The 26,647-nt window shown below is 68.6% G+C and carries 21 protein-coding genes; 8 read left to right on the top strand and 13 right to left on the bottom strand.

Going from position 1 to position 26,647, the window contains the following annotated elements:
• The first annotated feature begins 87 nt into the window (after window positions 1–87).
• From D3869_RS03135 to D3869_RS03145, 3 genes are all read left to right on the top strand, one after another.
• Window positions 88–1,224, top strand: coding sequence for a hypothetical protein (locus tag D3869_RS03135; RefSeq protein WP_247895700.1), 1,137 nt, complete (start codon window positions 88–90; stop codon window positions 1,222–1,224).
• Window positions 1,225–1,319: 95 nt separating this feature from the next.
• Window positions 1,320–2,396 (top strand): chorismate synthase, encoded by a 1,077-nt coding sequence (gene aroC / locus D3869_RS03140; RefSeq protein ID WP_137138911.1) that lies wholly within the window; start codon window positions 1,320–1,322, stop codon window positions 2,394–2,396.
• 47 nt (window positions 2,397–2,443) lie between these two features.
• The gene (locus tag D3869_RS03145; protein WP_247895701.1) at window positions 2,444–2,965 is read left to right on the top strand and encodes a hypothetical protein; all 522 of its coding nucleotides are present in this window, start codon (window positions 2,444–2,446) and stop codon (window positions 2,963–2,965) included.
• A gap of 9 nt (window positions 2,966–2,974) precedes the next feature.
• Here the strand turns inward: D3869_RS03145 and D3869_RS03150 are convergent, their stop codons facing one another.
• On the bottom strand, window positions 2,975–4,069 hold the full coding sequence (locus D3869_RS03150; RefSeq protein ID WP_137138913.1) for a response regulator: 1,095 nt from the start codon (window positions 4,067–4,069) through the stop codon (window positions 2,975–2,977).
• Window positions 4,070–4,284: 215 nt separating this feature from the next.
• On the opposite strand from D3869_RS03150, the gene D3869_RS03155 reads away from it, so the two are divergent.
• Both D3869_RS03155 and sppA read left to right on the top strand, forming a co-directional pair.
• A complete protein-coding gene (locus D3869_RS03155) occupies window positions 4,285–4,857 on the top strand; it encodes a peroxidase-related enzyme (RefSeq protein ID WP_137138914.1) in 573 nt (190 codons plus the stop codon).
• 72 nt (window positions 4,858–4,929) lie between these two features.
• The gene (sppA, locus tag D3869_RS03160) at window positions 4,930–6,681 is read left to right on the top strand and encodes a signal peptide peptidase SppA (protein WP_137138915.1); all 1,752 of its coding nucleotides are present in this window, start codon (window positions 4,930–4,932) and stop codon (window positions 6,679–6,681) included.
• Between the two features lie 98 nt (window positions 6,682–6,779).
• Here the strand turns inward: sppA and D3869_RS03165 are convergent, their stop codons facing one another.
• On the bottom strand, window positions 6,780–7,025 hold the full coding sequence (locus D3869_RS03165) for a hypothetical protein (protein WP_137138916.1): 246 nt from the start codon (window positions 7,023–7,025) through the stop codon (window positions 6,780–6,782).
• A 645-nt stretch (window positions 7,026–7,670) separates the two neighbouring features.
• Here D3869_RS03165 and D3869_RS03170 point away from each other — a divergent pair.
• Window positions 7,671–10,793, top strand: coding sequence for a chemotaxis protein CheB (locus tag D3869_RS03170; protein ID WP_247895702.1), 3,123 nt, complete (start codon window positions 7,671–7,673; stop codon window positions 10,791–10,793).
• A complete protein-coding gene (locus tag D3869_RS03175) occupies window positions 10,790–13,336 on the top strand; it encodes a PAS domain S-box protein (RefSeq protein WP_137138917.1) in 2,547 nt (848 codons plus the stop codon). The genes D3869_RS03170 and D3869_RS03175 overlap by 4 nt, the downstream gene beginning before the upstream one ends.
• A 111-nt stretch (window positions 13,337–13,447) precedes the next feature.
• Here D3869_RS03175 and D3869_RS03180 read toward each other — a convergent pair whose 3' ends face one another.
• The 3 genes from D3869_RS03180 to D3869_RS03190 all read right to left on the bottom strand — a co-directional run bounded on the left by D3869_RS03180 (window position 13,448) and on the right by D3869_RS03190 (window position 15,143).
• Window positions 13,448–13,660, bottom strand: a complete 213-nt coding sequence (locus D3869_RS03180) for a hypothetical protein (protein ID WP_137138918.1) — start codon at window positions 13,658–13,660, stop codon at window positions 13,448–13,450.
• Window positions 13,661–13,735: 75 nt separating this feature from the next.
• On the bottom strand, window positions 13,736–14,533 hold the full coding sequence (locus tag D3869_RS03185; protein ID WP_137138919.1) for an ABC transporter permease: 798 nt from the start codon (window positions 14,531–14,533) through the stop codon (window positions 13,736–13,738).
• Window positions 14,534–14,537: 4 nt separating this feature from the next.
• Window positions 14,538–15,143 (bottom strand): ABC transporter ATP-binding protein, encoded by a 606-nt coding sequence (locus D3869_RS03190; RefSeq protein ID WP_137138920.1) that lies wholly within the window; start codon window positions 15,141–15,143, stop codon window positions 14,538–14,540.
• Window positions 15,144–15,271: 128 nt separating this feature from the next.
• On the opposite strand from D3869_RS03190, the gene D3869_RS03195 reads away from it, so the two are divergent.
• Window positions 15,272–16,813, top strand: a complete 1,542-nt coding sequence (locus D3869_RS03195) for an MDR family MFS transporter (protein WP_137138921.1) — start codon at window positions 15,272–15,274, stop codon at window positions 16,811–16,813.
• Window positions 16,814–16,827: 14 nt separating this feature from the next.
• On the opposite strand, the gene D3869_RS03200 is transcribed toward D3869_RS03195, so the two are convergent.
• The 8 genes from D3869_RS03200 to D3869_RS03235 form a co-directional block, all read right to left on the bottom strand.
• Window positions 16,828–17,910, bottom strand: a complete 1,083-nt coding sequence (locus D3869_RS03200; RefSeq protein WP_137138922.1) for an AI-2E family transporter — start codon at window positions 17,908–17,910, stop codon at window positions 16,828–16,830.
• A 240-nt stretch (window positions 17,911–18,150) separates the two neighbouring features.
• Complete coding sequence (locus D3869_RS03205) at window positions 18,151–19,548, bottom strand: sensor histidine kinase (protein ID WP_137138923.1); 1,398 nt, start codon at window positions 19,546–19,548, stop codon at window positions 18,151–18,153.
• Window positions 19,549–19,596: 48 nt separating this feature from the next.
• Window positions 19,597–20,274 carry a winged helix-turn-helix domain-containing protein gene (locus tag D3869_RS03210; RefSeq protein WP_137104221.1) on the bottom strand — a complete coding sequence of 226 codons (678 nt, stop codon included), beginning with the start codon at window positions 20,272–20,274 and terminating at the stop codon, window positions 19,597–19,599.
• Between the two features lie 178 nt (window positions 20,275–20,452).
• Window positions 20,453–22,009, bottom strand: coding sequence for a DegQ family serine endoprotease (locus D3869_RS03215; RefSeq protein ID WP_137138924.1), 1,557 nt, complete (start codon window positions 22,007–22,009; stop codon window positions 20,453–20,455).
• Window positions 22,010–22,243: 234 nt separating this feature from the next.
• The gene (locus D3869_RS03220) at window positions 22,244–22,705 is read right to left on the bottom strand and encodes a tetratricopeptide repeat protein (protein ID WP_247895703.1); all 462 of its coding nucleotides are present in this window, start codon (window positions 22,703–22,705) and stop codon (window positions 22,244–22,246) included.
• Between the two features lie 283 nt (window positions 22,706–22,988).
• The gene (gene fusA, locus D3869_RS03225) at window positions 22,989–25,130 is read right to left on the bottom strand and encodes an elongation factor G (RefSeq protein ID WP_137138926.1); all 2,142 of its coding nucleotides are present in this window, start codon (window positions 25,128–25,130) and stop codon (window positions 22,989–22,991) included.
• Between the two features lie 229 nt (window positions 25,131–25,359).
• Window positions 25,360–25,707 carry a RidA family protein gene (locus D3869_RS03230; RefSeq protein WP_137138927.1) on the bottom strand — a complete coding sequence of 116 codons (348 nt, stop codon included), beginning with the start codon at window positions 25,705–25,707 and terminating at the stop codon, window positions 25,360–25,362.
• A gap of 112 nt (window positions 25,708–25,819) precedes the next feature.
• Window positions 25,820–26,632, bottom strand: a complete 813-nt coding sequence (locus D3869_RS03235; protein ID WP_247895704.1) for a trypsin-like serine peptidase — start codon at window positions 26,630–26,632, stop codon at window positions 25,820–25,822.
• Window positions 26,633–26,647: the final 15 nt, after the last annotated feature.

Genomic DNA, 26,647 nt, shown 5'->3' on the forward strand with positions numbered 1-26,647 from the left:
CGCACCGCAGCAGACCGCTATTCTTCACGCCTACGGAAGGTTGCGGAAGGTGACGGTCGGATGCGTGCACGGCGGCAATCGGATTCGGTGTCCCCGATTCTGGAGCAGATTCTCTACGGCGGCTCCAGCGTCTCGATGAACTTGATCACCATCACCCGCGACATTCCCGAAGAAAACCTCCTGTTCCGCGCCCGCGGGTTGAACAAGGCCATTCTCTTCAAGTATCCGAATTTCGACGAGGACGCCGACGACTACGCCAGCCCGATCGCCGACGAGGGTGAGGACGGCGACGCCGCATCGCGGCCGGTCGAAACCGGCATCTACATTCCGCACAGCGTCGAACACACCGAAGCGGGCGGACTCGCCATCTACCTGCGCGCCCGCAACAGCAACCTCCTGCTGGCCGAACAGTTCGGCATCGGCGAGGCCAACAGCGAGGCCGCGGCCGCGGACCTGCGAACCCTCACCCTGATCGACAGCGTGCCCTCGCTGGACGCCTTCCTGCTGAAGGCCTGTTTCGAAGGCGAGAAGGTTCCGGTGGACAAGCGTCACTGGGCGATCAGCGACACCGAGGACCAGCAGCTCCGCCGCCTGATCCGGGCGCGCATCGAACCCATCGTGCGCAAGGCCATCGACGGCGGCGGCAACGGTGCCCAGAGCATCGAACGCTTCCTGGAGGCGATCTGGAATCCGGAGCTTGAAGAGGCCGGCCTGTTCGTCTCGGCCTTCGGCATCGACCGCAGCGAAGCGGACCAGATCTTCAGCGCCTGGAAGGGCACGACCTTCTACGAGTACCAGCTTCGCCGCATCGCGCCGCGGGCGCGGATCATCCTGAACTGGCTGAAGTCGCGGGAATGCATCCCGGTCGATATCCGCATGCACAAGCCCTACGAGACCCAGCTTCTGATGCACATCGAAAAGGTGGGCAAGCTGCTGGAAACCACGCTGATGGACATCCGGCAGATTCTTGCCGATTATGAGGCGAGCTTCTCCGCCTTCATGGCCGGCCAGCCGGAACCCTTCCGCGACTATCTGCGCAAGATCCGCTCGCATTACTGGCTTCTCGGCTACTGCGTCTCCGCCTTGACCAGCGTGTCCCACCTGGACGCCCGCTGCATGAAGAACAACCCGCAACGCAAGCTCTACTTCGAAGCCACGCACAAGCTGCTGCGCCAGTTCGAGGTGGCACTCGACCGCCGGCGTGAGCAGAAGGGCGCTTTTTAAGCCCCTCGCGCTTGACGCGCCGGCCGAAACGCCGCAAGAAACGCGCTCCACCGCACGTCGTGCGGACAGATCGTGTCGCATCGGGAGTCCTCGCCATGGCCGGCAACAGCTTCGGAACGCTTTTCCGCTTCACCACCTGGGGCGAAAGCCATGGGCCGGCGATCGGCGTGGTGGTGGACGGCTGCCCGTCGCTGCTCTCCCTGACCGAGGCGGACATCCAGCCCTGGCTCGACAAGCGCCGCCCCGGCCAGTCGCGCTACACCACCCAGCGGCAGGAGCCGGATCAGGTCAAAATCCTCTCGGGCGTCTTCGAAGGCCAGACCACCGGCACGCCGCTCTCGCTGATGATCGAGAACACCGACCAGCGCTCCAAGGACTACAGCGAGATCGCGTCCAAGTTCCGGCCCGGCCACGCCGACTACACCTATTGGAAGAAATACGGCATCCGCGATTACCGCGGCGGCGGGCGCTCCTCGGCGCGCGAGACGGCCTGCCGCGTGGCGGCGGGTGCGGTGGCGCGCAAGGTGCTGGGCGACGGCGTGACCGTGCGTGGGGCGCTGGTGCAGATCGGCCCGCACAAGGTGGACCGCAGCCGCTGGGATTGGGAGGAGGTGGACAACAACCCCTTCTTCTGCCCCGACCCGCAGGCAGCCGCCGAATGGGCCGACTATCTGGACGGCATCCGCAAGAGCGGCTCGTCCATCGGCGCCGTGGTGGAGGTCGTGGCCTCCGGCCTGCCCGCCGGGCTCGGCGACCCGCTCTACGACAAGCTGGACGGCGATCTTGCCCGCGCCATGATGACGATCAACGCCGTGAAGGGCGTGGAGATCGGCAACGGCTTCGAGGCCGCCACCCTGACCGGTGAGCAGAACGCCGACGAGATGCGCGCCGGCCCCAACGGCGAGCCGGAGTTCCGCTCCAACTTGGCCGGCGGCATCCTCGGCGGCATCTCCACCGGGCAGGACGTCGTGGTGCGTTTCGCGGTGAAGCCGACCAGTTCCATCCTCACCCCGCGCCAGACGGTCGATCTGCAGGGCAAGGACACCGACATCCTGACCAAGGGCCGTCACGACCCTTGCGTCGGCATCCGGGCCGTCCCGGTCGGCGAGGCGATGATGGCCTGCGTGCTGGCCGACCATCTGCTGCGCCACCGCGCCTACGCGCGGGGCTGAGGCCGATGCGGGGACCGGGACGCAGGACGGGTGCGTGGCGTGGTGCCGTGATCGCGGGGGTTCTGCTGGTCGCCGCTCTCCCAGCCATCGCCCAATCCCCGGCCTACCGCGAGCATGCGGAGACCTTCAAGGACTGGCGCCTCTACTGCCAGATCTGGAGCGAGCCGCGCCGCGTCGAATGCGAGCTGCTGTCCCGCCCCGGCAGCGACCGGCGATCGCGCCTCGTCTGGCTGCGCTCCAGCGAGCGCTGGCTGGAAGGGATGCGCTTCCGGCTGGACGAGCAGACGATGGACCTGTCGAAGATCGTCCGCGTCTGGGTGGACCGGGCGCTGTTCCGCCCCGAATACCCGTGCGAGCGCTTCGAGTGGGAGACCAACACCTGCGCGGTGGGCGATCCGGAGACCAACGCCAAGCTGGTCGAACGCCTGACTCCCGGCAAGGAGGTCTCCGCCGTCGGCTCCGCCCCGGCGGGCGGCAAGGCCGAGGTGCGCTTCTCCCTGACCGGCTTCAAGCCGGCGCTGGAGCGCATGGAGGAGATCCGCCGCGAGGCGGGAATCCGCTGGAAATAGCGGCGGCGCTCAGGCCGGATCGCCCTCGCTCTCCGGCTTGGCGTACTTCTTCTTGGCGCGGTCCAGCGAGGCGAGAAGCTGCTGGCCGGTCGCTCCGCCGTCACCGCTGATCCGTCCGGCCATCACCGCCTTGATGGCGTCCACATGGGCCTTCAGCAGCAGGCGCTCGTTGCCGGTGACGGCGGGAAAGCCGCCCAGCGTCGCCTCGTAGAGCGACTTGGCGATCCGGGTGATCAGCGGGTAGCCGAAGATCCCGCCCTGCCCGCGCATCTCGTGGGCGGAGCGGTTGATCTGCGCCATCAGCGCCGGCACCGCGATGGCGTCCGCGCCCAGCCGGTCGACGCGGCGGGCCAGTTCGTCCACCTCCCCGGCGATCCAGGTCGCGTAGTCGCCGGCCCGGTTCTGGATCTCCGCCTCCGCCGCCGCCAGCACCTCGTCGGGCAGGCTCGGCACGGGCTCCTTCGGCGCGATGCCCATCTTGGCGCCCAGCCGGTTGGGCAGATCGAAATGCACGACGGGGAAGCGGTCGATGCCCGCCGCCTTTGATTTGCTGTGCACCACCAGGACTTCAGCGGGTCCGGTCATCCGGCAGTCCATGGCCACGGGCCGTTGCGTCCGCCGCCGGTCCGGCCCGAAATAGCCCTTGGCGAGCACGAAGCGCCGCGGTCGGGCGATGGCGGCCAGCAGGCGGCTGGCGATGATGGCGGCGGAAAAGGGCTTGGCGATGAAGTCGGTGGCGCCCAGGTCGCGCGCCTGCTCCACATACTGGCGATCGGCGGCGCCGGACAGGATCAGCACGGGCAGGAAGCGGTCCGGCGACCGCGGGCTGAAGCGCAGCCACCGCAGCAGCGTCAGCCCGTCCACCTCCGGCATCACCAGATCGGTGATGATCACGTCCACCGGTGCCGTGCCGGGCGGCAGGGCGGCCCGCCGCTCCTCAAGGAAGCGGATGGCCTCCGCCCCGCCGGGCTCGGCGTGCACCGCGCCGACCCCGATGGTGCGCAGCGTGGCGGTCAGCACGTTGCGGATGAAGGCGCTGTCCTCGACCACCAGAACCGAAAGGAGGCCCAGCCTGGGCGCGCCCCTGCCGCCCGGATCGTTCATTGCCGGAACCACTGCGTTGCAACGGGACAAGTCTTCGCATGGGCGACGGTCCTTGGCGAGACACAACTTGGGAAAGGCTGGGTTGCAACTCCCCGGCGAGGCGCCATACCGCCTGACCGGAGGTGGGGCTTTGCGAAGCGCCGCTACCCGGCTACCCTGTCGGCCAAAACAGCACCGACCGCAACGAACCGAACACGCCGGAGGAGACCACCGCGATGCCCCAGCCCGATCACGTCATGGCCCTGCCCATTCCTGAGACGCCCGACCTCGACCCGGACATGGCCGCCCTCTTCGCCAAGTGCGAGGAGAAGCTGGGCTTCGTCCCCAACGTGCTGCGCGCCTACAGCCTGCGCCCGAAGAAGCTGCGCACCTTTGCCCAGCTCTACAACGAGCTGATGGTCGGCGAGAGCGGCCTGTCAAAGCTGGAGCGCGAGATGATCGCCGTGGTCGTGTCCTCGGCCAACCATTGCTACTACTGCCTCGTCGCCCACGGGCAGGCGGTGCGCAAGCTGTCTGGCGATCCGGAACTGGGCGAGATGCTCGCCTTCAACTACCGCGCCGCCAAGCTGGAGCCGCGTCAACGCGCCATGCTCGATTTCGCGTGGAAGCTGACCAAGGAGCCCTGGACCATGGGCGAACCGGACCGGCAGGCGCTGCGCGACGCCGGCTTCGGCGAGGAGGAGATCTTCGACATCGCCGACACCGCCGGCTTCTACAACATGTCGAACCGCGTCGCCTCGGCGGTGGACATGCTGCCGAACCACGACTACCACAAGCTGGACCGCTAAACGCTGGGCCGATAAACGCTGGACCGCCAAACGCTGGACCGCTGTCGCCGCGCAACCACCGGAGCCCCCCGGATGCTGAGGTTCTTTGTCCGCCTGTTCGCCCTCATCGGCTTCCTCGTGGTGGCCGCCGTGGTCACCGGAGTCGTCCTGGCGGTCCGGCACGAGCCCTCCCTGCCCGACACCGTGGTGCTGGAGCTGGACCTCCGCGACCCGCTGGCGGAGGGCAGCGTCGACCGGCTGGGCAGCGTCCTCGGCCACGAGACGACCTTCCAGGAGGTGCTCGACGCGCTGGAGCGGGGGCGCACCGACCCGCGGGTGAAGGGCGTGCTCGCCCGCTTCGGCGGCGACGGCGCCAGCTTCGCCCAGGTGCAGGAGCTGCGGGCGGCGGTGGAGCGGTTCCGCGCGTCGGGCCGCTTCGCCATCGCCTTCGCCGAATCCTACGGCGACACCGGGGCGGGCAACCGCTCCTACCTGCTGGCCAGCGCCTTCGACGAGGTGTGGATGCAGCCACTGGGCCTGCTCGGCCTGACCGGCCTGTCCGCCCAGATCCCCTTCGCCCGCGGCGCGCTGGACAAGCTGGACATCCAGCCGCAGGTCCTCCAGCGCGAGGAGTACAAGAGCCTCGCCGACAGCGTCATGCGGACGGACTTCACGCCCGCCCACCGCGAGATGATGGAATCGCTGCTCGGCGACCTGACCAACCAGATCGTCGACGGGGTGGCGGTGAGCCGCCGCCTCCCTCCCGCCGCCGTCAAGGCGGCGATGGACCGCGCGCCCCTGATCGACCGCGAGGCGGTGGACGCCAAGCTGGTCGACCGGCTGGGCTACGCCGACGAGGCGCGGGAGGAGGCGCTGCGCCGCGCCGGCGCCGCGCCCGGCGCCGACACCATGGAAGCCGCGGACTATCTGGGCGTCGCCGGCCCGCCCAACCGCAGCGGCCCGACGATCGCCTTGATCCACGCCACCGGCACCATCACCGGCGGGGACAGCGGGAAGCCCGGCCTGGGCGAGGTCACCGCCGGCTCGGAGACGATCGTGTCGGCCATCGAGGACGCGGTGGACGATCCCGACGTCAAGGCGATCCTGTTTCGCATCGACAGCGGCGGCGGCAGCGTGACGGCGTCCGAAACGATCCGCCGCGCCCTGGTCAAGGCCCGCCAGTCGGGCAAGCCGGTGATCGCCACCATGGGCGGGACGGCGGCGTCCGGCGGCTATTGGATCGCGCTGGCCGCCGACCGCATCGTCGCCTCCCCCGCCACCGTGACCGGCTCCATCGGCGTGGTCGCCGGCAAGATGTCGGTGGCCGGCCTGTCGGAACGGCTGGGCGTGCATTGGGGCGTTCTCGACACCGCGCCCAACGCCGGCCTGTGGTCGCCCTTCCGCCCCTTCGGTCCCGCCGGGGAGGAACGGCTGAACGCCATCATCGACAGCAGCTATTCCACCTTCCTGTCCCGCGTGGCGGAGGCGCGGCATCTCACCCCCGAGCAGGCGCGGGACGCCGCCAAGGGCCGCGTGTGGACCGGCGCCCAGGCCAAGAACCTCGGGCTGATCGACGAGCTGGGCGGAGTCTCAACCGCGCTGACGCTCGCCAAGCAGGCGGCGAAGCTGGGGCCGGACGACGCGGTCACCGTGACCGGCTACCCCCGGCCGAAGCCGTTGCTCCGGGAAATCCTCGACCTCGCCTCGGGCAAGGGCGATCTGGTGGAGGCCGCGGCGGTGCTGGCCGGGTTGCGGCCGGCGCTGGCCGAACTCGCCCCGCTGGTCAAGGCGGCCCGCAGCGGTGCGGTGGAAGCGCGCATGCCGCCGCTGGGACTCGAGCGGTAGGATTCTCGGATAAAATTCAGGCCGGCGGGAAAACCGCCGGCCTGCAGAAGAGTGGCTGCGTCGCGTCGTGACGAAGGCGCCTCGTCAAAAGGGCGTCATCAATGGCGCGTCGCATGCCCCGCCGAACAGAGCATCATCAGCGGACCGGCGCTGGTCCGATTCTCACTTTCCAAGTAACTCTGAAATCCCGGTGAGCAGACCAACCGCGCAATTTCGTCTTTCGAAAAGACCGGCAGGAAGGGATTGTTCGACAGCTCCTCGTAAGCAGCCCTGGCCACTACTCTCAGGTTAAGCGGAATCGCCGTGATATATCGGTCGAGAGCACATTCGTCCTCGCGCTCCATCTGGCGCACTCCTTTCCTACGTTTCTCATGATTAGTGGCTACGGATTAAAGATTGCGCAAAGCGCCAATCGCGTAAAGCGACATAAGCGAACGAGGCAACAGATCCTGCACAGTGTTGTGCCCGCATCACATCATACTTTCTGGGTAAGCTGTGCGCTGGTGGCAAATCCCATCGATTTTTATCTTTTATCGCCGTCACGAAACCCGGATTTCGGAAAGAGGATCGAGACACCGCGGCACAATGAATTCACGCAGTCGATGCCGGGGCAGTCTGAGGGAATGAATATGGAAAATTACAACACATTCGAAAGTCTCAGTTTTCCGATCCCAGGAAACCGAATTCGGGCTTTGCCAAGTGCATTTTCAAAAATCCATTGGTCATATGCGAAACGTTAAAGACGACGTGAAGCCCGCCTTATGCTTGATCTTTGGAATGCCGGCACCATGCGGACCTTCAAGGGGCGGATTGTCCGGATTGACTGGCAGGAAAGCTTCCTATATAGCCGCTAGACCCTCCACCGTTTCAAAGCTGCCGGCGCGTACGGAAAAGGAAAGGCGCCGCGCAAAGGGAGGGTTTGAATGTCACGGTGCGGCGGCAAATAATTCAATAGACCGTCCCTTACTCCCGCAGACCCGAAGTGCTCCGTGGAACCAGAAGACAACGATCAGCCCATCACCGACGCCCCCACGCCAACCGACGAGGCTGAGGACACGGTTTCCGTCTATGGCCCCTATCCGGAGGGCCGGGATCGGGTCTGCTGCATCGTCGGCATCGGCGCGTCGGCCGGCGGGCTGGAGGCGCTCCAGCGCTTCTTCGACAATGTGCCGGGGGAGAGCGACCTCGCCTATGTGGTGGTCCAGCATCTGTCGCCGGTCCACAAGAGCCTGATGGTCGATCTGCTGGCCAAGCACACCGCCATGTCGGTGGTGCAGGCCGCCGACGGCATGGCGGTCGAGCGCAACACCGTTTATCTGCTGCCCCCCGCCAAGCACCTGTCGATCGAGGACGGGCGGCTGATCCTGACCGCCAAGGACACCGCCGGGGGCATGAGCCTGCCCATCGACATCTTCTTCACCGCTCTCGCCAAGGACCAGGGGCCGCGGGCGCTGGGCGTGGTGCTGTCCGGCACCGGATCGGACGGCACACGCGGCCTGCTGGCCATCAAGGCCGCGGGCGGCTTCGCCGCGGCGCAGGACCCCGAATCGGCGCAGTTCGACGGCATGCCGCGCAGCGCGATCGCCACCGGGCAGGTGGACGCCGTGAAGACGGCGGACCAGCTGCCGGGCTGTCTGATCGAACACGCCCGCCGGGTGCTGTCGCGCAACCTGCCCGCCCCGGCCCGACAGCAGGACCGCGACAACGATCCCCTGGCGCAGATCGTGGCGGCCATCCGCTCGGTCACCGGAGTCGACTTCTCGCATTACAAGCTGGCGACCCTGCTGCGCCGGATCGAACGGCGGATGCACACCGCCGGCCTCGACTCGATGAGCGATTACGCCGCCCTGCTCCGCCGCAACAGCGCCGAGACGGTCAGCCTCTACAAGGAGATGCTGATCGGCGTCACCCGATTCTTCCGCGACGAGGGCGCCTTCGCCTCGCTGGCCGACAAGGTGATCCCCACGCTGCTGGCCAAGCGCAGCACCACCGACATGGTGCGGGTGTGGGTCTGCGGCTGCGCGACCGGCGAGGAGGCCTATTCCATCGCCATCCTGTTCGCCGAGGCGCAGGAACGGATGGGGAGGTCCTTCGACGTCAAGATCTTCGCCACTGACATCGACCAGGACAGCATCGAGATCGCCAGCCTGGGCGAATACCCGCGCTCCATCGCGGAGGACGTGTCGCACGAGCGGCTGAGCCGCTACTTCATCGCCCGCGGCGACCATTATCTGGTGTCGCGCGACATCCGCCGCATGGTGGTCTTCGCCGCCCACAACATCATGCGCGATCCGCCCTTCACCAAGATCGATCTGGTGAGCTGCCGGAACCTGCTGATCTACATGGACTCGCCGCTCCAGCGGAAGGTGCTCAGCCTGTTCCAGTACGCGCTGCGGCAGAGCGGCTTCCTGTTCCTCGGCACCAGCGAGACGCTGGGCGACCTGTCGGCGGAGTTCCACGTCCTGGACAGCCGGAACAAGCTGTTCCAGAGCCTGCGCACCGGATCGCACCGGCTGTCGCGGCTGCTCGTCCCCACGGTCGCCGCCCCGGTGCACCGCCACGGCGACGAGACCTTGTCGCAGGCGCAGGAGGAAGGGGCCGCCATCGACGAGGCGATCTCGACCCTGATGCGGGCCTATGTGCCGCCCAGCCTGCTGGTCAACGAGCAGATGAACATCATGCACGTGTTCGGCGAGGCGTCGGCGATCCTGAAGGTGCCGCCGGGCGAGGCCACGCTGAACGCGCTGAAATTGCTGCCCTCCTCGGTCTCCATGGTCGTTGGGACCGCGCTGACGCGGGCCTTCCGCTCCGGCGAGGAGTTCGCCCTGTCCAACATCCCGGTGAAGGACCGCGAGGGGCTTCCCGCCGTCAGCCTGCGCGTGAAGCCCTTCGTCGCCCGCAAGACCGGCCGGCGCTTCGCGCTGATCGTGCTCGACCCCAGCGCCCCGGCGCTGGCCCTGCCGGACAGCGACTTCGACTTCGACACCGACACCGCGGAGCGCATCCGCGGGCTGGAGCAGGAGCTTGTGTCGCGCGGCGAGAACCTCCAGGCCACCATCGAGGAACTGGAGACCGCCAACGAGGAGCTGCAGGCGACCAACGAGGAGCTTCTCGCCTCCAACGAGGAATTGCAGAGCACCAACGAGGAGCTGCAGTCCGTCAATGAGGAGCTGTATTCCGTCAACGCCGAGTATCAGGCGAAGGTGGAGGAGCTGACGGAGGTCACCAACGACCTGGACAACCTGCTGCGCTCGACCGAGATCGGCACGGTCTTCCTGGACGCCGGCATGGTGATCCGGCGCTTCACCCCGGCGGCGGCGCGCTTCATCAACATCATCCCGCGCGACGTCGGGCGGTCGATCTCGCACCTGTCCACCAACATCGACTATCCGGATTTCCTCAAGGACATCGAGCGGGTGTTCCATGACCACAACCCGGTGGAACGCCATGTCCCGGTGCGCGGAGACCGCTGGATCCAGACGCGCATCCTTCCCTACCTGACCGAGAAGAACCAGGTGGCCGGGGTGGTCGTCACCTTCGTGGACGTCACCGCCGCCAAGGCGGCGGAGCACCAGCTCCAGACGGTGCTGGACAGCCTGCCGGAGCATGTGGCGGTCATCGATTCCGAAGGCGCCATCACCATGGTCAATCACGCCTGGCGCACGTTTGGCGAGAAGAACGGCGCCCCGGCGCTGGACCGCTGCGGACCGGGAACCAATTATCTGGATGTCTGCAACGCCGAGGAAGGAACCGAAGGCGAAGACATCGCCCGTGCCGTGAACGACGGGCTGCGCCGGATCCTGTCCGGCGACATCGAGCAGTTCACCATCGAATACCCTTGTCATTCGGACGAGGAGGAGCGCTGGTTCATGATGCACGCCTGCCGTCTGGCCGGATTGTCAGGGGGAGCGGTGGTCAGCCACATCGACATCACCAACCGCAAACTGATGGAACTGCGGGCAAGCGGACGGTTGAACGGCCAACGCAGGCAGGGCGTCCCTACCGTCAAGGAACCGGTGGCCAAGGACCCGGTGGCCAAGGAACCGGTGGCCAAGGCCCCGGCGACTAAGGAACCGGCGACTAAGGACCCGGCGGCCGGAGACGCGGCGTGAACGGCTTCCGCAACGAACGGCTTCGCAAGCGCGCGGAACAGGCTCTCAACTCGGGCGGCTTCGAAGGGGCGGAGGTCTCGGCGACCACGCTCAAGGAGGTCCTGCACGAGCTGTACGTGCATCAGGCCGAGCTGGAAATCCAGAACGAGGAGCTGCGCACCGCCCAGCAGGCGCTGGAAGCCTCGCGCATCCAGTATCTCCAACTCTTCCAGTCGGTGCCGCTGGCCTGCTTCACCGTCAACGCCGCCGGCATCATCTGCGAGGCCAACGTCGCCGCGGAGCGGCAGTTCGGCCTGCCGCTCCGCCGCCTGAAGGGCCGCCCGCTGACCCTGATGGTCGAGTCGCTGGACCATGGCCGCCTGTTCACGGCGCTGACCCGGCTGCGCGACTCCGGGCAATGGACTCGCCAGGAATACGCTTTCGTCGGCGCCCACAGCGCCATCGACGGGCTGACCGACGCCCGGGTCGTCGAGTTGGAGGCCGGGCCGGACGGAGTCGACAAGGGCGACGTCCTGCTGACCATCACCGACGTTACGGAACGCAACGCCTGGGTCAGCGAGCTTCAGGACGCCCGCGACGAGGCGGAACGGACCCGCGCCGCCTACCACCACATCCTGCAGGCGGTGGCCGACGGCATCTGCGGCCTGGACGCGCGCGGCGCCGTCACCTTCGTGAACGCCGCGGCCCAGTCGATGACCGGCTTCGGCGCCAGCGAGCTGGTCGGCCGCTCCTTCGCCGCGCTGATCGGCGGCGACGCGGAGGAGGAAGGCCGGCGCGCCCTGACGCTGTCGTTGGCCGACGGCCTAGTCCGGCAGGTGACCGACGGACGCCTGCGCCGCCAGGGCGGCGAGGATTTCGTGGCGGAGCTGACCGTGTCCCCGATTCTCCAGAACGGGGCGATCACCGGGGCGGTGGTGGCCTTCCGCGACGTGACCGCCCGCCGCGGCGCGGAACAGGCGCTGGCCGAGAGCGAGCGGCGGCACCGCACGCTGGTCCAGTCCCTGTCCGAAGGGCTGGTCATGCGCTCGGGCGATGGCACGGTGATGGTCGCCAACGCCATGGCGGAACGGCTGATGGCCGGCCCGGCGGGCGTGCTGCTCGATCCCCTGGCCCGTCCCTTCGAAAGCCGCAAGCCGGGTGACCGGGCGGGCCGCGCGGGCCGACGGCGCTTCATCGGCGCCGACGGCGCCCGGCTGACCGGGCTCCCGCCCGCCGCCAAGGCGGTGGACAGCGGAAAGCCGGTGGTCGAGCAGATCGTCGGCATCGCCGAGGGCGACGAGGCGGCGGCCCCCACCCGCTGGCTGCGCGTCTCCAGCCATCCGGTGCCGGGTGCGGACGGACGGCCCGAGGCCGTGGTGTCCAGTGTCACCGACATCTCCGCCATCAAGTCGATGGAGCGCGACCTGAACGTGGCGTTGGACGCCAAGGAACGTTTCATGGCGGCGGCCAGCCACGACCTGCGCCAGCCGGCCCAGGCCCTGACCCTGCTGTCCGGGCTGCTGCTGAAGGAACCGATCCCCGAGGACGCGCGGCGCATCGCGACCCAGCTCCGCGACACGGTGGCCTCGCTCGGCGGGCTGCTCGACTGCCTGCTGGACATCTCCAAGCTGGAGGCCGGCCTCGTCACCCCCCACTCCGCACCGGTGGAGGTGGGGTCGATCATGGAGCGGCTGCACGGGGAGTTCCGGGCGGTCGCCGCCTCCTCCGGGCTGACGCTGCGCACCGTGCCGGTTCGGCTGGGCGCCTGCACCGACGGCGGGCTGCTGGAGCGGGTGCTGCGCAACCTGCTGACCAACGCCATCCGCTACACGAAGCAGGGCCGGGTGCTGTTCGGCGCGCGGCGGCGCGGCGGCGCCCTGCGGTTCGAGGTGTGGGACACCGGCATCGGCATTCCGGAAACCCAGCTCGACCGGATCTTCCAGGACTTCTACCAGATCGGAAACGTCGCCCGCGACCGGCGGGAGGGGCTGGGCATGGGGCTCAGCATCGCGCGGCGCCTCGTCCACATGCTGGGCGGCACCATCGAGGTGACCTCGACGCCGGGCAAGGGGTCCTGCTTCGCCGTTACCCTGCCGCAGGCGGCCATTCTCGACCAGCGGCACTGCGGCGACTCACCGGACGACGTCGCCTCGGGGAGCGGCGAGGCGGACGGCGATGCCTCCGTCCTGCTCGTCGAGGACGATGCGGTGATCCGCATGGCGCTGGCCCTGATGCTGGAGGGTTGGGGCTACCGCGTGACCGAGGCCGGCTCGGTGGCGGAAGCCCTGGAGCTGGTGGACGGCGCGCTGGCCCCCGACCTCGTGCTGACCGACTACCGCCTGCCGGACGGCGACACCGGGCTCATGCTGATGGACACGCTGCGCCGCCGCTTCGGTCCCGACCTGCCGGGGGTCCTGCTGACCGGCGACACCTCGTCCGACCGGCTGCGCGAGGCCGCCGGCGCGCAATGCGCCCTGCTGCACAAGCCCATCCAGCCGGACGACCTGCGCCGCACCGTGCGCGCCAGCCTGGAGCACCGCGACGTCGAGACGGAGGCGACGTAGTCGCTGCCCCTCGCCCCCTCCCCGGCCCTCCCCCGCTGACGCAGGGGAGGGAAATCGGTCCCCTCCACCTCGAAGGGGGGGAGGGTTAGGGTGGGGGCAAAGTGAGCAGCCTTACGGACGCTCCAGATCGGCCTGGGTGGCGCGCTTCAGGTGGTTCAGCCGCTCCTCGGCGTCGTTGCGGGCGTAGGGGCCTTCCACGTCCATGCCGAAGCTCACATAGAATCCATCGGCCTGGGCGATGTGGGTTCCGACGGGGAGATACTCATCGGTGGGCTCGTCGTTGCCGACGATCGCGCCGTTCCGGATTTCCACGATGTGCGCCATGACCCGCTCCCCCGCCGCCGTTGGTGAACACCAATCGGTGTTCAACGGCGGCGGTCCCGTCCGGGTTCCTTCCGCTCACCGCCGCCGCACCAGCCGATCGAGCCGCAACCGGTGCCGCCGGTCGCTGAGCCGCCGCACCGTCGCCAGCGACGCCGCCAGCACGCCCAGCCCGGTCGCGCCCGAGATCAGGAACATGATCAGGATCTGATACTTCACCGCCTCCCCCGGATCGACGCCGGAGAGGATCTGGCCGGTCATCATGCCGGGCAGGGCCACCACCCCCATGGCCGCCATGCTGTTGATCGTCGGCATCAGCGCGGTGCGCAGCGCGTGGCGCAGGATGGGCCGCAGCGCCGTCCAGCGGGTGCGGCCGAGCGCGAGCTGCGCCTCGATGGCCGCCCGCTCCCGCGCCGCCGTCGCGGTCAGCGTGTGGAGGGCCAGCCCGACCCCGCTCATCGCGTTGCCCAGCACCATGCCCAGCATCGGAATGGCGTAGCGCGCGTCCCACCAGGGGTCGGGCCGCACCGCGGTGGACAGGCCCAGCAGCAGGACGATCCCCGCCGCCGTTCCCATGGCCCCGGTGCCGATGCCGTAGGACCACCAGCCGGAAAGCCGCCGCTCCTGCCGGGCCATCGTCTCCTGACCGGCGAACAGCAGCATGACCAGCGCCGCCCCCAGGGTCAGCCAGGGCGACTCCAGGGCGAACAGCCGGGTCAGCACCAGCCCGACCAGCGACAGTTGGACCACCATCCGCAGCGCCGCCACCAGCAGCGGCCGCGCCAGCCCCAGATCCAGCGCCATGGACAGGCCGCCGTTGACCAGCAGGAGCAGCCCGGCCACGGCGAGGTCGGTGTAATGCAGGGACACCAGCATCGCCCTACCCCTCCGACATCACGCCATCTGCCACCACGCCGTCCGCGACGTGCAGATGCCGCCGGGCCAGACGGACGGCCTGTTCCGGCGCGTGGGTGACGATCAGCACCCCGGCCCCGCGGGCCAGCTCGCCGCGCAGCAGAGCCTCCACCCGCTCCGTCGCCTCGGCGTCCAGCGGGCCGGTCGGCTCGTCGAGCAGGAGCACCTCCGGCCCCTGGACCAGCGCACGGACCAGCGCCAGCCTCTGCCGCTCCCCCGTGGACAGGCGGGCGACCGGCCAGTCCATCACCTCGCCCGGCAGGCCCAGCGCCCCGGCGAGCGCGGCGGCGCGGTCCGGCTGGGCGAAGTGGGCGCCCACCCGGTCCTCCCACCAGCCCGACTCGGCGGCGACGTAGGTCACCCGGCGGCGCCAGAGCGGCGCGGGCATGTCCTCGCGACGATCGCCGTTCAAGGAGACCTCGCCGGTCGACGGGTCGAGGTCGGCCAGGGCGCGCAGAAGCACGGACTTCCCCGATCCGGATTTCCCCTGAACGGCGACGCACTCGCCGGCCTCCAGCCGGAAGGTGGCGGGCTTCAACACCGGGGTGGACAGGTTGCGGACGCTCAGCATCAAGGGTTACCGCGACTATTCCGGACTGTGGAAAGGGAGATTAGCAGCCATTCATGGCGGAGTCCTTGCACGGAACGTCCCGGGGGCTATGGTACGCCCCACCGCTCATTCCGGCCCGAACCGAGACCATGACCGACGCCTCCAACGACCACGCCGTCTTCACCCACCGCGAGATCATGCGGGTGTTCAGCGGGGTGGCGCTCGCCATGCTGATGGCGGCGATGGACCAGACCATCGTCGCGACGGCCCTGCCGACCATGGCCCACGATCTGGGAAGCCTGGAAAACCTGCCCTGGGTGGTCACCGCCTATCTGCTGGCCTCGACCTCCACCACCCCGATCTACGGCAAGCTGAGCGACCTCTACGGGCGCAAGCGCGTGCTCCAGGTGGCGATCTTCCTGTTCCTGGTCGGGTCGGTGCTGTGCGCGCTGGCGCAGAGCATGGGGCAGCTCATCCTGTTCCGCGGCATCCAGGGGCTGGGCGGCGGCGGTCTGATGGCGCTGGCCTTCACCATCATCGGCGATGTGGTGGCTCCGCGCGAGCGCGGGCGCTACCAGGGCTACATCGGCGGCATCTTCGCCCTGTCCAGCGTGGCCGGGCCGCTGCTGGGCGGCGTCTTCACGGAACGGCTGAGCTGGCACTGGATCTTCCTCATCAATCTGCCGCTGGGGGCGGCGGCGCTGCTGATGACCAGCCGGGCGCTCGACCGCCTGCCGGCGGGGCGGGCGAAGCCGACCATCGACTATCTGGGGGCGGCGCTGCTGATGGGCACGGTGACCTCGCTGCTGTTCGTGGTGTCGCGCGCCGGCGTCGCCCTGCCCTGGACCTCCCCGACGATCCTCGGCCTGTGCGTCCTGGGCCTCGCCATGCTCGGGGTCTTCCTGTGGCACGAGCGGCGGGTGGATGAGCCGATCCTGCCGCTGCACCTGTTCCGCGAGCCGGTGGTGGCGGTCGCCAACCCGGTGGTGGCGGTGTCGGCCATGGTGCTGTTCGCCGGCATCGTCTATCTGCCGCTGCGCTCGCAGCTCGTCGCCGGGACCAGCGCCACGACGTCGGGCTTCCTGCTGCTGCCGATGGTGCTGGGCATGGTGCTGGGCGCGGGCGGCGGCGGGCGGCTGATCTCCAAGTCCGGCCGCTACAAGGTCTTCCCGCTGGCCGGTCTGGCGCTGGCGGCGGTGATGTATCTGACGCTCGGTCTGTCGCCGACGGTGTCGGAGAGCGGGCTGTGGTCCACGCTGATCCTGGTGCCGCTGGGCATCGGGCTGGGTCTGGTCATGCCGGTGATGACGGTCGCCGTGCAGAACGCAGTGGACCGCCGCGACCTGGGTGCGGCCACGGCCTCGGTCGGCTTCTTCCGCTCGCTCGGCGGGTCGGTCGGGGTGGCGGTGTTCGGCGCGGTCTTCGCCGCCGACGTCGAGGCCCGGCTGAACGCCGCCGGCCTGCCCGGCATCAGCGGGCGCGAGGTGATGGAGCGCGGCCCGTCCGCCCTGGCCAATCTGGCCCCCGCCGCCCGCTCCACCGCCCAGTCGGTGTTCGAGCACGGCTTCTCGACGCTGTTCCTGCTGGCCGCCGGGCTGGCGGTGGTGTCCTTCGCGCTGACCCTGTTCCTGAAGGAGCTTCCCCTGCGCTCCGCCGCCGACGCCGCCAAGGCCGGGGCGGAGGTGGCCTGAGGACCGGGATCAACCTATGCCTTGTCCTCGCTGGGGAAGTGCCGCCCCTCCCCCAGCTTGTCCTCGATGTAGAGCATGTTGACGAGCACCAGCATCACCACCGCGAAGGGCGTGGCCAGGAACATGCCCATCAGCCCGAACAGCACGCCCCCCGCTGCGATGGCCGCGATGGTGATGACCGGGGGCAGGTCCACCACCTTCTTCTGCATCAGCGGCATGACGACGTTCCCCTCGACCTGCTGGATCGCCAGGTAGAGCAGCGCCACCCACAGCGCGTCCTGCGGCGATTGGGCGAAGGCGATGAGGATCGCCGGGACCGCCGCCAGGAAGGGGCCGATCAGCGGCACGAACTCCAGGAGGGCCGCCAGCAGGCCAAGCGCCGGAGCGCTCGGGATGCCCAGCAGAAGCAGGCCCGTGGTGGTCAGAACGCCGACGATGGCCATGGCCGAAAGCTGCCCGATCAGCCACTTCCACAGCGAGTCCCCCATCACGTCCATCACCTCCCGCGCCCGCTCATGGCCGCGCGGCGGCACCAGCAGGATGACGCCGCGCTGGTAGACGCCGGGCGAGGCCGCGAGGTAGATGGCCGTGAACATCACCACAACCAGATCGCCCAGGAAGAACATCACGCTGGAGGCGACCGTCTGCAGCCGGTTCAGCCAGGAGGAGGCGTCCTGCCCCTGCTGCGCGATCTGGTCGCGCAGCGAGCCGGGAAGCTGCTGCACGGCGCCGGAAATCTGCTGGGAGAGCTGGTCGAACTGGCTGACCACCGACTGGCCCATCAGAACGCCGCCGCCGATCAGAAGCACCGCCAGAAGAAGCAGCACGACGCCGAGCGACCAACCCTGCGGCAGCCCGGTGAAGCGCCGCACCAGCCCCGCCATGCGCTGGAACAGGATCGCCAGGAGCACGCCGGCGAAGACCAACAGGAGCGCGTCGGCCACCTGCCAAGCCAGGAACAGCGTCCCGAGCACCCCGGCGGCGATCAGCATCTTCCAGGTGAACAGCTTCAGTTCGGTCGCGGTGTTCCGCCCGGCGGCTGCCGGCTCCCCAGCTTGCACGGAAGCCTGAAGGGGGGCCTGTCTCGTCGCGTCCATCGTGTCTTCCCGCCGTGTTGCCCGGCATGCCGGTCCGATGGACAAACGCCACCCGCAGGAAACTGTTGCACCGCCAAGCCTCTAGCACCTTCGTGCTAATACGCTTATCCGAATGCGCCCGGACGGTTCGCGCCCCATATCATGTCTGACGCCAAGGAGTCATTCTCGCTGATGTCACCTTAAAAGCCCGCCGGAAACGGCGGGCTCTTTTCTTGTGGGGCGCGCCCCTTATGAAGAGCGTCAACCGGCGTCCGGCGGGAAGACGATGCCGACCTTCAGGCCCGGTTCGTTGTCCTCCAGCCGAAGCGACGCGTCGTGCAGGCGCGCCACCGCCTCCACGAGGCTGAGGCCCAGCCCGTTCCCCGGCGAGGCCCGCGCGGCGTCCAGCCGGACGAAGCGCTCCAGCACCTTCTCCCGCATCTCAGGCGGAATGCCGGGACCGTTGTCCGCCACGGTGACGCGGGCGGCCTGCCCCGGCCCGGCGCCCTCCAGCAGCAGAGTGATGCGCCCGCCTTCCGGCGTGTATTTGATGGCGTTGTCCAGCAGATTCGACACCGCCTGGGCCAGCAGCTGCTCGTTCCCGCGCACGGTCGGCTCCGCCCGGATGTCGGTGACCAGGGTCAGGCCCTTCTCCTCCGCCACCGGCTCGTAGAGGTCGGCGGCCAGCCGGACCACGTCGGCCAGCCGCACCGGTTCCAGCGCCTTGCGGTTGGCGCCGGACTCCGCCTCGGCGATGGACAGCAGGGCGGTGAAGGTGGCGAGCAGCCGGTCGGCCTCCAGGATGGTGTCCTGCAGCACGGCGCGGTAGACCTCCGGGTCGTCGGTCTCACGGATCAGCGCCAGCTCGACGCGGGCGCGCAGGCGCGACAGCGGCGTGCGCAGGTCGTGCGCCACGCTCTCGGTGACCTGCCGCATGCCGGTCATCAGCCGCTCGATCTGGTCCAGCATGGCGTTCAGGTTGCCGGCCAGCCGGTCGATCTCGTCGCCGCCGCCGCCACGCGGGACGCGGCCCGACAGGTCGCCGGCCATGATGCGGTGGGTGGTGCGGTTGATCGCCTCGATCCGGTGCATGGCGCCGCGCGCCAGAAGCAGGCCGCCGCCCAGCCCCAGCACCACCGTCACCAGGAAGACCCAGCGCAGCGACACGACCATGCGCCCGCGGAGCTGGTCCAGCTCGCTCATGTCGCGGCCCACCAGAAGGCGGAACTGGCCCGGCAGGACGAAGCTGACCGCCATCGCGGTGGAGGGCCGGTTGTTCACCCCGCCATAGTCGGAAATCTTGAAATGGGTCCAGCCGCCCGGTCCCGCCGTGGCGTCGGGCCAGCCCGACAGGTTGCCCGCCAGGATGACGCCGCCCGGCGTGGTCAGCAGGTAGATGGAGTTGGTGTGCGAATAGCCGCTGCGCTCGCGCACGGAATCGACTAGCCCGCGCAGGCCGGCGCTGCGGTACTGGTCCTGAAGCCCGGCGACCTCCAGCGCGATGGTGGCGCCGATCTCCTCCTCCAGGAAGCCCGCGGTGGAGCGGTAGACGACCCCCAGGATCACTCCGACCGAAATGATGAACAGGCCGAGATACAGCAGGGCCAGCCGGAACGGCGTGGTGCGCAGAAGGCGCAGGGTGGGAAGGACCGCCTTCACGCGTCCCGGCCCATCGCCACGGACGCCGCCGCCATCACCGCAGCACCATCATTGCGGCGCCCGCAGGCTGTAGCCGGCGCCGCGCACCGTGTGGATCAGCGGCGTCGGGAAATCCTTGTCGATCTTCTGGCGCAGGCGGGCGATGTGCACATCGATGACGTTGGTCTGCGGGTCGAAGTGATAGTCCCACACATTCTCCAGCATCATGGTGCGGGTCACCACGCTGCCGGCGTTGCGCATCAAATACTCCAACAGGGCGAATTCCCGCGGCAGCAGGTCGATGGACTTGCCGGCCCGCCGGACGGTGCGCGACAGCAGGTCCAGCTCCAGGTCGGCGACCGAAAGGCGGGTCTGCGGCTGGGCGGCGCTGCGGCGGCGCACCAGCACCTCGATCCGGGCGAGCAGCTCGGAAAAGGCGAAGGGCTTGGTCAGGTAATCGTCGCCGCCAGCCTTCAGCCCCTTCACCCGGTCGTCGACGCTGCCGAGCGCGGAGAGGAACAGCACCGGCGTGTCGTTGCCGGTGGCGCGCAGGATCTCGACCAACGACAGCCCGTCGCGGCCCGGCAGCATGCGGTCCACGATCATGACGTCGTAATGCTCGGAGCCGGCCAGGAACAGCCCCTCCTTGCCGTCGTTGGCGGCGTCCACGACATGCCCGGCCTCCTTCAGCCCCTTGGCCAGATAGGAGGCGGCCTGCTGGTCGTCTTCGATGACGAGGACTTTCATGAGCATGAGTCTACCGCATCCTTCCGCGAGTCCAAAGGTGAATGCCCCCGCCCCTGCGGGGAGGGGAAAGGGCCAAACGACACGAAGGGGGAGGACGTCCGCGCGGCGGGGGTTCGCACCGCGGACATCCTCCACCCCATCACACCGGAGACGGGAGGATCGCCGGTGTTACCCTGCGTCACGCCTTGACGAGCTTCAGCGGGACGAAACTCTCGTTGCCGCCGCGGTTGACCAGCAGCAGGACCGCCTTGCGGCCATCCTTCTCGGCCTCGTGCAGGCTCTTGGTCACCTCCGCGGGGGAGGTCACGCTGTGGTCGCCGACCTTGACGATCACGTCGCCCGGACGGACGGGCAGATCACCGGCCTGCGGCGACACCGAGGTGACGACCACACCCTTGACGCCCTCGCCCAGGCCGAGGCGGCTGCGGGTGGCGCCGTCCAGCGGGGCCAGCTTCAGCCCGTTGACGGTCTCCACCGCGCTGTCGGCGGCGGGGCCGGCCCCCTCGGCGGCGGCCATGCGCTGCTCGGCGGGCAGCGGAGCGATGTGGGCGGTGAGCGTCGTCTCCTTGCCCTTGCGCACCACGGTCATGTCCACCGTGTCGCCGGCCTTGGTGTCGGCCACCCGGCGGGTCAGGTCGCGCAGCGTGTTCACCGGCTTGCCGCCGTAGGCCAGGATCACGTCGCCCTGGCGCACGCCGGCCTTGGCGGCCGGGCTGTCCGGTGTCACCTCGGCGACCAGGGCACCCTTGCTCTGGGACAGGCCGACCGACTCGGCGATCTCCGGCGAGATCTCCTGGATCTTCACGCCCAGCCAGCCGCGCTCGACATGGCCGTTCTCCTTGAGCTGGGCGACGACCTGCTTGGCGATGTTCGACGGGATGGCGAAGCCGATGCCGACCGAACCGCCGTTGGGCGAATAGATGGCGGTGTTGATGCCGATCACCCGGCCGTCGAGGGTAAAGGTCGGACCGCCCGAGTTGCCGCGGTTGATGGCGGCGTCGAGCTGCAGATAGTCGTCATAGGGGCCGCTGTGGATGTCGCGCCCGCGGGCCGAGATGATGCCCTTGGTCACCGTTCCGCCCAGCCCGAAGGGGTTGCCGACGGCCATCACCCAATCGCCGACGCGGGCGGCGTCGCTGTCGCCCCAATCCAATGCGGGCAGCGCCTTGTCGGACTTCACCTTCAGCAGCGCGATGTCGGTCTTGGCGTCGCGCCCGACCAGCGTGGCGGGCAGCTCCGTCCCGTCCTGGAGCGTGACCTTGATCTCGTCGGCGCCGTCGATGACATGGTTGTTGGTCACCACATAGCCGGCCGCGTCGATGATGAAGCCTGAGCCGAGCGAGCCGATCTTGCCGCGCGGCTGGCCCTCGGGCTGGTTGTCGGACTGGTCGTCGCCACCCGGAGCGCCGTTTTGGCCGAACTGGTCCTGGAACTGGCGGAAGAACTCTTCGAACGGCGACCCCGGCGGGAAGCCGGGCATGCGCGGGGTGCCGCGCTCGGCCTTGGCCTGCTGGGTGGTGGAGACGTTCACCACGGCGGGCGACACCTTGGCCGCCAGATCGGCGAAGCTGCCCGGCATGTTCTGCGTCAGGGCGCTTTCGGCGGCCGCGGCGGTGGACTGGTTGGCGATCAGGAACGGACCGGTCAGCACCGTGGTGCCGAGGAGGACGGCGGCGATGGTACGCCGCACCCGGCTCGACCGCGGGACGCGTCCGGCGTTGGCGGGGGTGGACATCGGTTGCTCTCCGTGACTGGCATGCGTTGTTCGTTGTCCTGAACCTAGCGGACGCCGAGTCACGGGGGGCTTGCAGGCGGATTAAAAGTTTTTCAGGGAGGGATTAAAGCGGATTGCAATCCGCTTTGGACCGCGCCGGCGGTCCCGGTCGCACATGCGACCGGAGTCCGCCGGCGAATGAGGCGCTAAGAGTCTAAAGCGAACGGAAGTTCGCTTTAGGACGCCGCCTCGCGTTCACAGGGCCGAACCGGCCATGCGCAGGCGGATGTTGGCGGCCTGCTGGCGGACGCGGTCGAGGTGCGGGTTGATGGCCAGCGCGGCATCGAAGGCGCGCAGCGCGCCCGCCGGCTGGTCGATGGCGAGGTAGACGAGGCCCAGCCCGGCCAAAGCCCCGAAATGCCGCGGCTCCAGCGCCAGCACCCGGCGGATGTCGCGCACCGCGGCGTCGTAATCGCCCAGCATGTATTCGGCGTTGGCCCGCTTGTTCCAACCCTCGGCGTAGGCCGGGTCGGCGGCGACCACCTGATCGAAGGCGGCCAGCGCCTCTCCGTAGCGGTCGGCGTTCAGGCTCTGCACGCCATGGTGCATCAGCACGATGAGGTCGTCGTTGGGATGCTCCAGCCAGACATCCCAGATGCGGTCCTCGACCGCCTCCGCCGCGACCGCGTCGCCGGCGGTCTGCAGGTCCTGGAACAAGCCACCAAGTCGCGCGTCCTCCTGCCCTGCCCAGGCCCGCGAACCGGGGCCGGTAGCGCCGAGGAGCAGAAGGGCCAGGAAGGCCACGGGCAAGAAGATTCGCTGGGTCATTCCCAAAAACTGGGATGCGTCACCTGCCGGCAACACTGATCCGAAAGGAGTATCGCCGCAAGAAGAATCCCTCATCCCGCCGGGGTGGCGCCGGCAAAGTTCCCGCCGGACAAAGAAAAAGGGCCGGCGAATCGCTTCGCCGGCCCCTTCCCCTATAAGCAGCAGCCCGTTATCAGGCGGCCTTGCTGCGGCCCGCCACGATTTCGTCGGTGACGTTGCGCGGCACCGGCTCGTAGTGGCTGAACTCCATCGAGTAGGACGCGCGGCCCGAGGTCATGCCACGGAGCTGGCCGATGTAGCCGAACATCTCGTTCAGCGGCACATGGGCCTCCACGGCGATGTTGGTGCCACGCTCGAGCTGGCCCAGCACCGTGCCGCGGCGGCGGTTCACGTCGCCGATGACGTCGCCCAGGTAATCGTCCGGGGTGACGACCTCGACCTTCATGACCGGCTCGAGCAGGATCGGGCCGGCCTGCTTGAGGGCCTCACGGAAGCAGGCCTTGGCGGCGATTTCGAACGTCAGGGCGTTCGAGTCGACGTCGTGGTACTTGCCGTCCACCAGGCGGGCGCTGAAGTCGACCGTCGGATAGGAGGCGAGCACGCCTTCTTCCTTCTGCATCTCCAGGCCCTTCTGGACCGACGGGACGTACTCGCGCGGCACCGTGCCACCGACCGTCTCGTCCTTGAACACGAAGCCCTCACCGCGCTCCAGCGGCGCGAAGATGATCTTGACTTCGGCGAACTGGCCCGAACCGCCGGTCTGCTTCTTGTGGGTGTAGGTGTACTCGACCGGCTTGGTGATCGTCTCGCGGTAGGCGACCTGGGGCTTGCCCATGTTGCCTTCCACGCCGAACTCCGTGCGCAGACGGTCCAGCGTCACTTCCAGGTGCAGCTCGCCCATGCCGCGCAGAATGGTCTGACCGGTTTCACGGTCGGTCTCCAGACGCAGCGACGGGTCCGCGCGAACCATCTTGCCCAGCGCGATGGAGAACTTCTCCTGCTCGCCCTTGGTCTTCGGCTCGACCGAGACGCTGATGACGGGGTCGGGGAAGCGCATGCGCTCCAGGATCACCGGCGCCGAGGCGTCGCAGAGCGTGTCACCGGTGTCGGTCTCCTGCAGGGAGACGAGCGCGATGATGTCGCCGGCGCGGGCTTCCTCGATCGGGTTGGCCTGGGCGGCGAACATCTCGACCATGCGGCCGATCTTCTCGCGCTTGCCGCGGGTGGTGTTCAGGACCGACATGCCCTTGGTCAGCACGCCCGAATAGACGCGGACGAAGGTCAGCGAGCCGTAGGTGTCGTTCAGCACCTTGAAGGCCAGCGCCGAGAAGGGCGCGTCGTCGGAGCTGAGACGCTCGCCGTTCGGGTTGCCGTCCTCGTCCACCGTCTTGATGGCCTCGACGTCCGTCGGGGCCGGCAGGAAGTCGACGACCGCGTCCAGGACCTGCTGCACGCCCTTGTTCTTGTAGGACGAGCCGCAGAGGACCGGGGTGAAGGTGCTGGTGATCGTGCCCTTGCGGATGCAGGCGCGCAGGACCTCCGGCGAGGGCTCCTCACCGGACTCCAGGTAGGCCTCCATCGCGGCCTCGTCCATCTCCAGGGCGGTGTCGACCAGCTCGGAGCGGAGCGCCGGGATGCTCTCGATGTTGTCGAGGTCTTCCTTGACGGTCAGGTTCAGCTTCGCGGCCAGATCGTCGGTGATCTCCCAGATCTCCCACTTGGAGTCCTTGTCGTCGGAGAACCAGACGTAGGCCTTCATCTCGATCAGATCGACCATGCCGCGGAAGTTGTCTTCCGAGCCCAGCGGAACCTGCAGGCAGAGCGGACGGGCGCCCAGGCGGGTCTTGATCATGTCGACGCAACGACGGAAGTTCGCGCCCGAACGGTCCATCTTGTTGACGTAGCACATGCGCGGAACGTTGTAGTTGTCCGCGAGGCGCCAGTTGGTCTCGGACTGCGGCTCAACGCCGGCCACGCCGTCGAACACGACGACCGCGCCGTCGAGCACGCGGAGCGAGCGGTTCACCTCGATGGTGAAGTCCACGTGGCCCGGGGTGTCGATGACGTTGATCTTCTTGCCGCGCCAGAAGGCCGAGACGGCAGCCGACTGAATCGTGATGCCGCGCTTCTGCTCCTGCTCCATGTAGTCGGTCGTCGTCGAGGACTTCAGGTCCTTCGTCTCGTGCACGTCGATGATCGTGTGCTTACGACCGGTGTAGTAGAGGATGCGCTCGGTGGTCGTCGTCTTGCCGGCATCGACGTGGGCGATGATGCCGATGTTCCGGATGTCAGAAAGAGGCGTTTGGCGCGGCATGTTGCGAATCCATTACTGTAACGCAGCTATCGAAGCGCAACGACGGTCGTCCGCTCCGGCGGCAGAGGTTGGTCGGGGTTTTACGGATGATCTGTTAAGGCGTGATTAACGTTCTGTAAATCCGGAAGGTCAAGCCTTCCGGATTTTTTCGAAGCACGCGGCCCTCACAGTCTGGTGGGCCACGCCGGCAAACCCCAACCGAGGGAGCCGGGTCGCCCCGTCACGCAGCTTATTTGGCCGCGGTCACCTGAATTTCAACGAGGTACTCCGGCGCGGCGAGCTTCGCTTCGACCGTCGCGCGGGCGGGCGGGTTGGCCGTATCGACCCAGGCTTCCCACGCCTTGTTCATCGCGCCGAAGCCGGCCATGTCCGTCAGATAGATGGTGGCGGACAGCAGCTTGCTCTTGTCGGAGCCGCCCTCGGCCAGCAGGGCGTCGATCTGGCCCAGGATCTGGCGGGTCTGCGTCTCCACGTCCGGAGTCGGATCGTTGGCCACCTGGCCGGCCAGATAGACCGTGTCCTTGTGGATGACCATCTGGCTCATGCGCGGTCCGGAATGGAAGCGCTGGATCGACATCGGTACGGCTCCGGTTACGGGGTCTTGAACGCGCGTACGTCTATGCGATTCACGCCCAGGGGCCTAGCAAAAAATGAGGCGCCACCGCTCAAAGCTGCCCCGCGCCCGTGCATCACCGCAAAGAAGGCGTATTTCCCTCCACCGCGGCCACGAAAGCGGCGCTCGGCACGGCGATGTTGCGGGGATTGGGGCCGCTGACCGCGGCGACCGCGATGCCGGCGACCGCCCAGCCCTCCCCCGCCCCATCCCCGCCCCCATTCCCGCCCCCATTCCCGCCCCCATTCCCGCTGGGCGTGCGCACCAGCAGCGCCGCGCCGCTGACCCCGCGCGTCCCGTCGCAGTCGTGGACGAGCAGCGGCCCGCGGTCGGTGTCATTGATGCCGCGCGCCGCGCAGGCGGTGTCGGCGGTGACGAGGTGGGCGCGGTCCTGGCTGTAGCCGCCCAGCATCAGCGGCGTGCCGGCGTCCGGCGGGACTCGGGCGAGCGGCAGCGGCGGCATCCCCTCAGGCGCGTCGCCGTCCAGCGTCAGCACCGCCCAGTCGCCGACGAGTCCGTCGAGACGCCTTTCCGTGTCATAGGGGCCGCCGGTCTCCAGCGCGGCGACGGCGCGGTGCTGCCGGTACTCCCCGCGCTCGTAACCGAACAGCACGTGCAGGGAGGAGGCCGGCAGGAAACGCTGCGCCCGGTTGATCAGGCAATGGGCGGCGGTGACCACCCGGCGCGGCGCCACCAGCACGCCGGTGCAGCGCGCGCCGAGATTGCTCTGCACCTTGACGAGGCTGTTCCACGGCGCGTGCGTGGCGTCCACCACCACCCGCCGGTCCTTCGCCCCGATCCCCGGCAGCAGCGGGTTCTGCGCCGCCGCCGGAAGGGCAGCGGCGAGAAGCGGCGCCGCGACCAGGAGTCCGCGCAGAACAGCCATCATGTGTTCTTGATACGT

Source organism: Azospirillum brasilense (assembly GCF_005222205.1).
GTDB classification, from domain to species: Bacteria; Pseudomonadota; Alphaproteobacteria; order Azospirillales; family Azospirillaceae; genus Azospirillum; species Azospirillum brasilense_G.